The sequence below is a fragment of the Aeromonas sp. sia0103 genome (genome assembly GCF_963895295.1).
GTDB classification, from domain to species: Bacteria; Pseudomonadota; Gammaproteobacteria; order Enterobacterales; family Aeromonadaceae; genus Aeromonas; species Aeromonas encheleia.
In genome coordinates, this window is sequence record NZ_CAWQKG010000044.1 from 256,336 (window position 1) to 268,410 (window position 12,075).

Here is a 12,075-nt window from a genome sequence, read left to right on the forward strand (position 1 = left end):
TGAACCCAGGCCTAACCGTACAAAAAACAACCATACGAAGATGTTCTGGCGGGCGCCATGAGGCGCCTCTAGGCAAGATCCGCGAGCCTCGGCTCCGCCGACCCGGCTTCCGGCTGCAGCTCGGCGCAGAATTGCGGCAGCGGGATCGGCTGACCGAACAGGTAGCCCTGCAGATAGTCGACCCCCTTGTCGCGCAGATAGTCGGCCTGCGCCTCGGTCTCGACCCCTTCCGCCACCAGCGCCAGCCCCAGCCGCGAGCCCAGATCGATAACGTTGTCCACTATGTGTTCGGAGAGGGACTCGGTGCCGATCCGGCCGATGAAGGAGCGGTCGATCTTGAGATAGTCCACGTGGAACTGCTGCAGATAGAGGAGGCTGGAATGGCCGGTGCCGAAGTCGTCGACCGCCAGCTTGACCCCCATCTCGTCCAGCTGCTTGAACAGGGAGAGCGTGTGCGCGTCCGCCACCAGCAGCTCGCGCTCGGTCAGCTCCAGCACCAGCACCACCCGGCCCGGGATGAAGTGCGCGAGGAAGCCGCGGCACTCCTCCAGCAGGGAGAGATCCCGGCAATGGGCCGCACTGATGTTGAGTCCGACATGGAAGCCGTCCGGCAGCTTGTCCTGCCGGGCCGCCAGTTGCACGGCCACCGCCTGGATCAGCTGGCTGGTCATGGGGACTATCACCCCGCACTCCTCGGCCTGGGGAATGAACAGGTCGGGGCGGATCAGACCAGAGCTTGGGTGCTGCCAGCGCATCAGCACCTCGGCCCCCATCACCTTGCCGTCGCCACTGGTCACCAGGGGTTGCAGATAGGGCACGAACTCCCGCGCCCGCAGCGCCCGCTTCAGCTCCCCCTCCATGGAGCGTGGCCGCCCCAGCAGCCACCACACCAGCAGCGAGATGCACAGCGAGAAGCCCAGCAGCATCAGGATGGTCAGGTGCCTGACATGCCACAGCGCCCCCCAGATGGAGGGCAGTTCGAAACCGGCATAGACGGAGAGCGGATAGTGCTCGGACTTGAGCTTGTGCACCGCCAGGGTCGGCAATCTGTGATAGCCCTCCATCAGGTGCCCCTTCTCATCCAGCCAGGCGTTGCCCACATGCAGCTGCACCTCCCCCGAGACCGGGGCACTCAGGGCCAGCATCAGCTTCAGGTATTCGCTGTCGATGGTGCTGAGCACGGCCCCATCCTGCGATTCGGTGCGCACCGCCAGCATGGGGTGATTGGCCCTGACCGGATTGCCCGACAGCAGGCGCAGGAAGCCCCCGCTGTAGGCACCGACATCGTCCTCCCAGTGCACATCCCCGAACAGCGAGTTGCAGTAGACCCCGTAGTCGTTGATGAGGCTGGCGCTACGGACGAAAGGGGCCAGCGTGACCTCCCTGCGCAGGGTCAGCAATGAGGTTTTGCAGGGGTGCCTGATCAGCGGGAAGATGTTTCTGTTGGCCCCCTCGGCATGATGCAGCATCGCCTCCATCAGGCGCACCGCCTTGGTGGCGGCCAGCTCGGATTGCTTGTCCAGGGTGTGCAGATAGTTGCTGTGCAGCTCCCACAGGCCCACCGAGGTCGGGAGCGCAAACACCAGCAAGGCACATAACAGCCGCCAGCAGGGGCGCGCGGCATCTAATCCCAATAGAAACATTGTCTGACCATCCAGGAATGAGGCGGATAGAACGACCAGCCCCATGACATCGGCACCTCGCCGGCATGAGGCCCAGAGTCGCAGCCAAAAAAGCGGGGCATGATACAGCGGCCGATCCGTTGCGCTCACGAACCAGATCAGTTTTTACTCAATAAAGAGAGAAATGCGTCGAGGGGGATGGCGGGGCATGGGGGCGTTCCCCTCCCCTTATCTCGCCAGCGTCAGGCCGTAGGATCCTGAGGCGTCTCAGTCTGCTTGGCGCCATGAAAAAGCCCCGACATGGGCCGGGGCTTTTTATCAGACTGCGTGCGCCGCGTCGGCGCCCAGCCTTACACCGCTTGCTGCAAGATCACCGCATCGGCCTTCTTGGTATAGGAGGCGATCTCGTTGAAGTTGAGGTAGCGATAGGTATCGGCCGCGGTGGCATCCAGCGCCTTGGCGTACTGCAGGTACTCCGCCACGGTCGGGATCTTGCCGGTGATGGCGGCAACCGCGGCCAGCTCGGCGGAGGCCAGGTAGACGTTGGCTCCCTTGCCCAGACGGTTCGGGAAGTTACGGGTGGAGGTGGAGACCACGGAAGCCCCCTCCGCAACCCGCGCCTGGTTACCCATGCACAGGGAGCAACCCGGGATCTCGATGCGGGCACCGACCCGGCCGAAGATGCCGTAGTAGCCCTCTTCGGTCAGCTGATCCTTGTCCATCTTGGTGGGCGGGGCTATCCACATGCGGGTCGGCAGCTCGCCCTGGTACTTCTCGAGCAGCTTGCCGGCGGCGCGGAAGTGGCCGATGTTGGTCATGCAGGAGCCGATGAACACCTCATCGATCTGGCAGCCAGCCACATCGCTCAGCAGGCGGGCATCGTCCGGATCGTTCGGCGCACAGAGGATGGGTTCCTTGATGGTGGCGAGATCGATCTCGATGATTTCGGCGTACTCGGCATCCTTGTCCGCCTCCATCAGCACCGGATTGGCCAGCCACTCCTCCATCCCCCTGATACGGCGGGTGATGGTGCGCACGTCGCCGTAGCCTTCGGACAGCATCCACTTGAGCATGACGATGTTGGACTTGAGGTACTCGATGATCGGTGCCTGATCCAGCTTGATGGTACAACCGGCGGCGGAGCGCTCGGCGCTGGCGTCGGCCAGCTCGAACGCCTGCTCCACCTTCAGGGTCGGCAGCCCCTCGATCTCGAGGATGCGGCCGGAGAAGATGTTCTTCTTGCCCGCCTTCTCCACGGTCAGCAGGCCACGCTGGATGGCGGCGTAGGGGATGGCATGAACCAGGTCACGCAGGGTGATGCCCGGTTGCAGCTCGCCCTTGAAGCGCACCAGCACGGATTCCGGCATGTCCAGCGGCATCACGCCGGTGGCGGCGGCGAAGGCCACGAGACCAGAGCCCGCCGGGAAGGAGATCCCGATGGGGAAACGGGTGTGAGAGTCACCGCCGGTGCCCACGGTGTCCGGCAACAGCATGCGGTTCAGCCAGGAGTGGATGACGCCGTCACCGGGACGCAGGGAGACGCCGCCGCGGTTCATGATGAAGTCCGGCAGGGTGTGGTGGGTCTGCACGTCGATGGGCTTCGGATAGGCGGCGGTGTGGCAGAAGGACTGCATGGTCAGATCGGCGGAGAAGCCGAGGCAGGCCAGGTCTTTCAGCTCATCGCGGGTCATCGGGCCAGTGGTGTCCTGGGAACCGACCGTGGTCATGCGGGGCTCGCAGTAGGTGCCGGGACGGATGCCCTGCACGCCGCAGGCCTTGCCCACCATCTTCTGGGCCAGGGTGTAACCCTTGCCGGTGTCGGCCACGGGCACAGGGCGACGGAACACGGTGGAGAACGGCAGCGCCAGCGCCTCGCGCGCCTTGTCGGTCAGGCCGCGGCCGATGATCAGCGGGATACGGCCACCGGCGCGCACCTCGTCGATCAGCACCTCGGTCTTGAGGGTGAACTCGGCCAGCACCTCACCGGTGCCGTGGCGGGTGATCTTGCCCTCATAGGGGAAGATGTCGATCACATCGCCCATCTCCAGCTTGGAGACATCCACCTCTATGGGCAGGGCGCCGGCATCTTCCATGGTGTTGAAGAAGATGGGGGCGATCTTGCCGCCGAGGCAGACGCCGCCAGCACGCTTGTTTGGCACGAACGGGATGTCGTCGCCCATGAACCAGAGCACCGAGTTGGTGGCGGACTTGCGGGAAGAGCCGGTACCGACCACGTCACCGACGTAGGCCAGCGGGAAGCCGGTCTGCTTAAGCTCTTCGATGGCCTTGACCGGGCCTATCACGCCATCCTTGTCCGGGGTGATGCCGGGGCGGGCGTTTTTCAGCATGGCCAGGGCATGGAGCGGGATATCGGGACGGGACCAGGCATCCGGTGCCGGTGACAGGTCATCGGTGTTGGTCTCACCGGTCACCTTGAACACGGTGACGGTGATCTTCTCGGCCAGGGCCGGGCGGTTCAGGAACCACTCGGCATCGGCCCAGGACTGCAGCACCCGTTGGGCGTGCGCGTTACCGGCCTTGGCCTTCTCTTCCACGTCGTGGAAGGAGTCGAACATCAGCAGGGTGTGGGAGAGGCCCTTGGCAGCAAGAGGGGCCAGCTCGGCATCATCCAGCAGATCGATCAGCGGCTGGATGTTGTAACCACCCTGCATGGTGCCGAGCAGCTCGACGGCTTCGGCCGCGGTCAGGATCGGGGAGTGCGCCTCGCCCTTGGCGACGGCGGTGAGGAAACCGGCCTTCACATAGGCCGCTTCATCAACACCAGGTGGAATTCGGGAGGACAACAGTTCTTTCAGAAAATCTTGTTCACCGGCGGGCGGGTTCTTGAGCAGTTCAACCAGGGCGGCGACTTGCTCTGCATCCAGAGGTTTGGCAACCACGCCCTCGGCGGCACGTTCTGCGACGTGTTTACGGTAGGTTTCAAGCACGACTAATTCCTCTTTGGTCTTTTTTTTGGGGTTCGCCCAAGCTCGCGGCGATCGTCCTTGCGGGACACCCGTAGGGTGCCCCCCACTATATAAGTTTTAACGAGTAAGTAAAATCCAAACCCTGTTCACTTATTCATCAAATCAACATAACCATCTAACCTTGTTCAGGTTTTTTAAAAGTACAAAAAACACACCCGACCAGAGTTAACAAAAAAGCAGCATTTAGCCCTTATTCAAAGGTGGTGCCCAATTGCAGATAGAACATGTCGTGGCCCCCCTCCGCCACGCCATAACCGAGGAAGATGGGGCCGAGGAAGCTCTCCACCCCCACATAGACGGAGCCGGCGGTGTAGGAGGACTCCAGGCTGATGTCCTTACCCTTGTCCCAGACCCCGCCCTGCTCGAGAGAGCCACCGAGGAACAGCGGTGCCTTGACCGCGCCGAAGTCGTTGTCCGCCACCCGATAGATGTAGCGCAGACCGCTGAACAGGCTGTAGCGGCCGCTCAGCTGGTAGTGCTGGAAGCCGGACAGCCGGAACAGGCCGCCGAGATCCTGCACGAACAGCGGCACCTCTTCCTCCGAGGTGGAGCCGCCCCCTTCCAGCATCAGGTTGAGGCTGTGTCGCCCCCATGACCAGGGCTTGATCAGCGCCAGGTGATAGTTGATCCCCTCGGTATTTTCGGTCGGCGCATTGGTCGGTTCGACCTTGATGTGGGAGTAGCCGCCCTTGATGTCCCAGTAGATCCCCTCGTAGGGGAAGTAGCGACTGTCGAGGGTATCGTGCTCGAAGCGGACATAGGGTCCCCAGGAGGAGGCATCCGCATCCGCATCGGACAGGTTCTGAATATCGACGCTGCCCACCTTGCCCTCCAGCCCCAGGGACAGCCGGCTCCAGGGCTGACGGTTCCAGCCGACGGAGAGATCCACGCTGGTGAAGCTGTACTCCGAGTCCAGGTAGCTCACGCCGGACGTCTGCACCTCATCCTCCGGGAAGAAGACCCGGCGCTGGGTCTTGTCATAGGCCAGGCTCGCCTCGCCGAAGAAGGTCTGGGAGGGCTCGAGCGGGGTGTAGAAGTCGGTCTTGAGGTGCTTGGCCGTGCCCAAGGAAGCCTCGGTCAGCCACTCGGCCCCCCAGTCATTGACGTTGGTCAGGTTGTAGGACATGCCGACGTTGTAGTTGGAGGTGCTCTCGAAATCATCGGAGAAACCGAGCTGGAAGTTGAGATAACCCGGCCCCCAGTTCTTCTCGCTGGCATTGACCACCAGCACGTTCTCACCGCTCCGCTCCTCCACCTCATAGGTGATGCGATCGAACGACTCCAGCGCATAGAGCCGGCGGATGCCCGCCTCCAGGCTCTCATAGGTCTGCACCTTGTCCGGGCGCACCTTGAGCATGGCGCGCACCGTGTCGTCGGAGAGGCGCGATTTGTTGACGATCTCCACCTTGTCGATGTAGTAGGCCGGCTGACCGCTGCGCTCGGCGCGGCGGCTCAACTTCTGGTTGCGGTAATCGGCATAGCGTTCCGGCGAGAGCGACAGGGCATCGAGCTGGCTAGAGGCGCGGTTGGCCACCACCTCCCCGACCCGGATCCCCTCCGGCATGCGGGCAAAATCGGCGATGCCCATGTCACCGAACTCGGGGCTGAGCAGCACATCCTTGGGCCCCAGCAGGGCCTTCTGCTTGTCGGTGCCGACCTGGGTCATGTAGGTGGTGAGCTGATCGATCATCGCCAGCCCCGACTTCAGCGACTCGCGGGTGCGCAGCTTGGCACCTATGTCCACCGCGATGACGATGTCGGCGCCCATGGCCTTGGCCACGTCCACCGGCATGTTGTTGACAGTGCCGCCGTCGGCCAGGATATGCCCCTCCCACTCCACCGGCTTGAGGGCGCCGGGGATGGACATGGAGGCCTGCATCGCCTTGGCGAGGCTGCCGTGATCCAGCACGAAGGGGGTCACCGTCTCCATGTCCGTGGCCATGGCGCGGTAGGGAATGGGCAGGTTGTCGAAACTCTTCTGCACCGGCAGGTTGGAGGTCGCGTGACGCAGCAGGCTGGCCATGGACTGGCCCTGGAAGAAGCCGTCCGGCAACTGAACAGAATCACCATTGACGCCGATGTCGGTACGCAGCTGGTATTTCTCGCTCTGCTGCTTCTTGCGCAGGGAGAGTTCATCGCGGCCAACCTTGTCCTGATAGCCCTTGTTCCAGTCGATGGAGAGGGTCATGCGCTCCACCTCCTCGGCGCTGAGCCCCATGGCGTACATGCCCGCCACGTAGGAGCCCATGCTGGTGCCCACCACTATGTCGACCGGGATGCGCTTCTCTTCCAGCACCTTGAGCACCCCGATGTGGGCCGCCCCCTTGGCGCCGCCACCGCTCAGCACCAACGCGATCCTGGGTCGATCAGACTGGGCCGCCGCCATGAAAGGCAGGGTCGCCAGCAAGAGCAGAAGCAGGTGGGTCCATCCCCGATGAAAGATGCGCATATGATTGTCCATTGATCCAGTGCGAGCCGAGTGAGCCGTGATGCCTACTATAAGATGAGGAACTGTAACCGCAACTGCCTGTGCTGGCGAGATTTCATCAAGATCCCGTCGGCCGGCCGGGAGCATGGGCGGCGTCAATCCAGTCCCGGCCTGATGTGAGCGCAAACGTTAATCGGCAATAAACGCCGGCATCGCCTCAAGGGCGCGGGTCGGCGGCCGCTAATATGGGCTCAACCTTCGGCCCACACTCCCGAGTCACCCTATGTTTGCAAGCCTGACACTCAAACAGAAAATTCTGGCCACCGTCATCCTGGCCGTGGCGCTCTCCTGCCTGCTGGTGGGCTACTTCAGCCAGCGCTCGGCCCAGCAGCTGATCGAGACCCGCATGTTCGAGCAGGAGTTGCCGAACCTGACCCAGCGCATCGGCAAGGAGATCGAGAAGGATCTCACCTCGGTCGCCAATGCCGCCAAACAGCTCGCCAACGATCGCTTCGTGCTGGACTGGGTGGCCCGTGGCATGCCCAAGGAGCAGGAGTCCATCCTCGTCGATCAGCTCAAGGACATGACCGCCCAGTACGGCCTGGTCACCGCCTCCTTCGCCGATCGACAGAGCGCCGCCTACTACAACCAGGACGGCTTCCTGCGCAACCTGACCCCGGAGCAGGATGGCTGGTTCTACGGCTACACCAAGAGCCCGCAGGATCTGATGCTCAGCATCTTTCGCGAGAGCAACGGCGAGGTAAAGCTGTTCGTCAACTTCCAACAGCTCGACGGCCGCGGCCTGGCGGGGCTCGCCAAGTCCCTCGACAGCATGGTCAGCATGCTGGCCAACTTCCGCATCGGCGACAGCGGCTTCGTGTTCATGACAGATGGCAGCGGCAAGGTGAAGCTGCACCCGGACGCCGCCCGCATCGACCGCGATACCCTGTCCCAGCTGGCCGGGGCCAGTGCCGCTGGCCTGTTGACCAAGCAGGCATTCGCCGCCACCCACGCCGAGATCGATGGCCAGCCGGTCGTGCTCGCCACCAGCTATATTCCGCTGCTCGACTGGTACCTGGTGGCCCAGGTACCAGAGGCCGAGATCTACGCCGAGCTGGATCGGGCCCGGCTGCACATCCTGCTGGTGAGCCTGGCGATCGCCGTCGGCATGGGGCTGCTAGGCGTGCTGCTGGCAGGCTCGGTCAGCCGCCCACTCAACGAACTGGCCCGCCTGTTCCGCGAACTCGGCAGTGGTGACGGGGATCTGACCCAGCGCCTCAAGGTGGAGGGACGAGACGAACTCGCCCAGGTCGCGACCGGCTTCAACAACTTCGTGGCCAAGATCCACGGCTCCATCGAGCAGGTGGCCAGCAACTCCCGCCAGCTCGCCGCCACCGCCAACGAGGTGGCCAGCAAGGCCCAGCTGACCCAGCACAACTGCACCGCCCAGCGCGATCGAACAGTGCAGGTGGCCACCGCCATCCACGAGATGGGCGCCACCGTCGGCGAGATCGCCGGCAACGCCTCCCTGGCCGCCGACGTGGCCAAGCAGGCCAACGAGCAGGCCGATGCAGGCGCCCTGATGGTGGCCCAGGCACGCCACGGTATCGTCGGCCTCTCCGACGAGATCGAGCAGGTATCCGGCGTCATCGAATCGCTGGCCAACCAGACCGACTCCATCGGCAGCATCCTCGACACCATCCGCAGCATCTCGGAGCAGACCAACCTGCTGGCGCTCAACGCCGCCATCGAGGCCGCCCGTGCCGGTGAGCAGGGCCGTGGCTTCGCCGTGGTGGCCGACGAGGTGCGCAACCTCGCCAGCCGCTCCGCCGCCTCCACCGCCGAGATCCAGGGCATGATCAACCGCCTGCAGGAGCAGAGCGCCCGCGCCGTCAGCGCTATGACCCAGGGCCGCAGCCAGAGTCTGGCGGTGGTGGCCCAGGCCGACGAGGCCGATGCGGCCCTCGGCCAGATCACCGGCCATATCACCCAGATCAGCGACATGAACATCCAGGTCGCCACCGCCACCGAGGAGCAATCCAGCGTGGTCGGCGAGATCAACCGCAACGTGGAAGACATCAACCAGCTGACCATGGAGACCGCCGACATCGCCCACCAGCTGACCGAGTCCAGCCGCAGCCTGCAGCAGCTCTCTGGCGAGCTTGACAAGCTGGTCGGCAACTTCCGGCTCTGAGTCTCCTCCGCCCTTTCCCCTCATCCAGGGAGCGCAGCCGCGCTCCCTTTTTGCGACAACGGCAAGCCATGACGCAGCACCGCCAACTCGACTCAGGATCCCGGCAGGAATGACGCATAATCAGAGGAGAACCAAGGAGAACGGAAATGGGTAAACTGATGATGGTAATGGTACTGGGGGCGCTGTTGTCGGCCTGCAGCAGCGGGCCGGTGCGAGTGCACGGCGCCGATGTCAGTGTGGATGACACCCGGATCCGGGTCTACGACGGCCATAATGATGGCTATTACGATGATGACTATCACGGCGGCCAACGGGGTCGTTTCTGTCCCCCGGGACAGGCCAAGAAAGGGCGCTGCTAGCGCCTTTTTTTATGGCCGTCATCTGCTGGTCGGCCTGCTGCAAGCGCGCGTCCAATGCGGGCGGCGGCGGATATTAGTACTCCACCCCGGCGATGCAGCCCCATAAGGTTTGACCGCCTCCCCTCGACTATCACCTGCCTCACCTCCTCGGCACTGGCCCCCACGGCATAGCGCCATCCCATGCCGGCATCGACTACCATATCAGCCGGGATACGCCTCTCTTCCACTGCCTTGAGCCCCGCTATGGGCCACGCCCTTGACGCTTCCCCTGCTCGGCACCGAGTCAATTCAGGCTCGAACCGATCGCTCGCCGGACGCCCCTCTACAGGATGCAGACAGTTGGCCGGAACGGCTCTCCCTCAACACCATCTCGTGTCGCTCTGGCCGGGCATATCAGCCATCCCACCATAGGGTGGCACCGACATGGCGCGGCAATGAAACGGCGACGCAAGCAAGGGCGCATCGCTGCCGGTCATGACCTTCGAAATACGCGTTCTGCCCCATACTTGAGGGAACACCGCATGCTCCCTGTTATGCCAGCGGCAAGTCATGACGCAACGCCACCAACGCACCCCGGTGTCCATGGGGAACGGCAGCATAATCAGGGGAAACCATAGGAGGTTGTTATGGACAAGCGGATTCTGATGGTACTGCTTGGCGCGCTGCTCACCGCCTGCACCAGTGGCCCAATACGGGTACATGGCGCAGATTTCAGTGTGGACGATGCCCATATCCGGGTCACTGACGGCTACTACCGCTACCATGGGGGTCATTACTATCGCTATTACGATGACCACCATCACCACGATGGCTATTACCGCCGCTATTACGATGACCGCCACCCCGATCGCTATTACTACCGCCATGATGGTCACCACCATCGCCAGGAGGGTTATCGCTCCTTTTGTCCGCCAGGCCAGGCCAAGAAAGGGCGCTGCTGACAGCAGCCAGCCAGCCAGCCAGCCAGGTGACAGACAACAAAAAAGCCGCTCATGGGAGCGGCTTTTTCATCACGGCAGGAAGAAGATTATTTCTTCTTCTTGGCCTTGGCGTTCGGCAGATCGGTGATGGATCCTTCGTACACTTCGGCAGCCAGACCCACGGACTCGTGCAGAGTCGGGTGAGCATGGATGGTCAGCGCCAGATCTTCGGCGTCGGCACCCATCTCGATGGCCAGACCGATCTCACCCAGCAGTTCACCACCGTTGGTACCGACGATGGCACCACCGATGACGCGATGGCTGTCCTTGTCGAAGATCAACTTGGTCATGCCGTCGGAGCAATCGGAGGCGATGGCGCGGCCGGAGGCAGCCCAGGGGAAGGTGGCGACTTCGAAGTTCAGGCCCTGTTGCTTGGCTTCCTTCTCGGTCAGACCGACCCAGGCCATCTCTGGCTCTGTGTAGGCGATGGACGGGATCACTTTCGGGTCGAAGTAGTGCTTCTTGCCGGCAATGACTTCGGCCGCCACGTGGCCTTCGTGCACACCCTTGTGCGCCAGCATCGGCTGACCGACGATGTCACCGATGGCGTGGATGTGAGCGACGTTGGTACGCAGCTGCTTGTCCACCTCGATGAAACCGCGCTCGTTGACGGCCACACCGGCTTTCTCGGCGTCCATCAGCTTGCCGTTCGGCACACGACCGACCGCGACCAGCACGTTGTCGTAGCGAACCGGCTCGGCCGGGGCGTGCTTGCCTTCGTAGGAGACGTAGAGACCGTCTGCACGGGCTTCAACTGCGGTGACCTTGGTCTCCAGCATGATGTTGAATTTCTTGGCAACACGCTTGGTGTAGATCTTGACGATGTCTTTGTCGGCAGCCGGCACCAGCTGATCGGCAAATTCCACCACGTCGATCTCGGAACCCAGGGAGGAGTACACGGTACCCATCTCCAGGCCGATGATGCCGCCACCGATGACCAGCAGCTTGCCCGGAACTGTGGTCAGTTCCAGCGCATCGGTTGAATCCCATACGCGCGGGTCATCGTGGGGGATGAACGGCAGCTTCACCGGACGGGAACCCGCGGCGATGATGGCGTTGTCGAAGGTGACTGTGGTCTTGCCGTCGTCCCCGGTCACTTCCAGCGTGTTCGGGCCGGTGAACTTGCCGAAGCCGTTCACAACCTGGACCTTACGCATCTTGGCCATGCCGGCCAGACCGCCGGTCAGCTGGTTGATGACCTTCTCTTTCCACAGACGGACCTTGGTGATGTCAGTCTGGGGGGCACCGAAGACGATGCCGTGATCGGCCAGCGCCTTGGCTTCTTCGATGACTTTAGCGACGTGCAGCAGCGCCTTGGACGGGATGCAGCCCACGTTCAGGCAGACGCCACCCAGGGTGGAGTAGCGCTCGACGATAACGGTATCCAGACCCAGATCGGCGGCACGGAAAGCAGCGGAATAACCGGCAGGGCCGGCACCCAGTACTACGACCTGAGTTTTGATTTCTTTACTCATCATGACCTCTTTGTCGTTCTATATCCCCGG

General features: G+C 62.9%; 7 protein-coding genes. 3 read left to right on the plus strand and 4 right to left on the minus strand.

Features of this window, described 5'->3' with window-relative positions:
- Window positions 1-68: 68 nt before the first annotated feature.
- The 3 genes from AACW18_RS15230 to AACW18_RS15240 all read right to left on the minus strand — a co-directional run bounded on the left by AACW18_RS15230 (window position 69) and on the right by AACW18_RS15240 (window position 7,058).
- Window positions 69-1,643, minus strand: a complete 1,575-nt coding sequence (locus AACW18_RS15230) for an EAL domain-containing protein (protein ID WP_218291529.1) — start codon at window positions 1,641-1,643, stop codon at window positions 69-71.
- 329 nt (window positions 1,644-1,972) lie between these two features.
- On the minus strand, window positions 1,973-4,570 hold the full coding sequence (gene acnB / locus AACW18_RS15235) for a bifunctional aconitate hydratase 2/2-methylisocitrate dehydratase (protein WP_042641451.1): 2,598 nt from the start codon (window positions 4,568-4,570) through the stop codon (window positions 1,973-1,975).
- Between the two features lie 229 nt (window positions 4,571-4,799).
- Window positions 4,800-7,058: a patatin-like phospholipase family protein gene (locus AACW18_RS15240; protein WP_218389139.1), complete on the minus strand. Its 2,259-nt coding sequence runs from the start codon at window positions 7,056-7,058 to the stop codon at window positions 4,800-4,802.
- Window positions 7,059-7,320: 262 nt separating this feature from the next.
- On the opposite strand from AACW18_RS15240, the gene AACW18_RS15245 reads away from it, so the two are divergent.
- From AACW18_RS15245 to AACW18_RS15255, 3 genes are all read left to right on the plus strand, one after another.
- Window positions 7,321-9,231, plus strand: coding sequence for a methyl-accepting chemotaxis protein (locus AACW18_RS15245; RefSeq protein ID WP_218389140.1), 1,911 nt, complete (start codon window positions 7,321-7,323; stop codon window positions 9,229-9,231).
- A 146-nt stretch (window positions 9,232-9,377) separates the two neighbouring features.
- Window positions 9,378-9,590 (plus strand): hypothetical protein, encoded by a 213-nt coding sequence (locus tag AACW18_RS15250; protein WP_163154529.1) that lies wholly within the window; start codon window positions 9,378-9,380, stop codon window positions 9,588-9,590.
- A gap of 626 nt (window positions 9,591-10,216) precedes the next feature.
- Window positions 10,217-10,531 (plus strand): hypothetical protein, encoded by a 315-nt coding sequence (locus AACW18_RS15255; protein ID WP_163154525.1) that lies wholly within the window; start codon window positions 10,217-10,219, stop codon window positions 10,529-10,531.
- 86 nt (window positions 10,532-10,617) lie between these two features.
- Here the strand turns inward: AACW18_RS15255 and lpdA are convergent, their stop codons facing one another.
- Window positions 10,618-12,045, minus strand: coding sequence for a dihydrolipoyl dehydrogenase (gene lpdA / locus AACW18_RS15260; RefSeq protein WP_042653200.1), 1,428 nt, complete (start codon window positions 12,043-12,045; stop codon window positions 10,618-10,620).
- Window positions 12,046-12,075 lie beyond the last annotated feature (30 nt).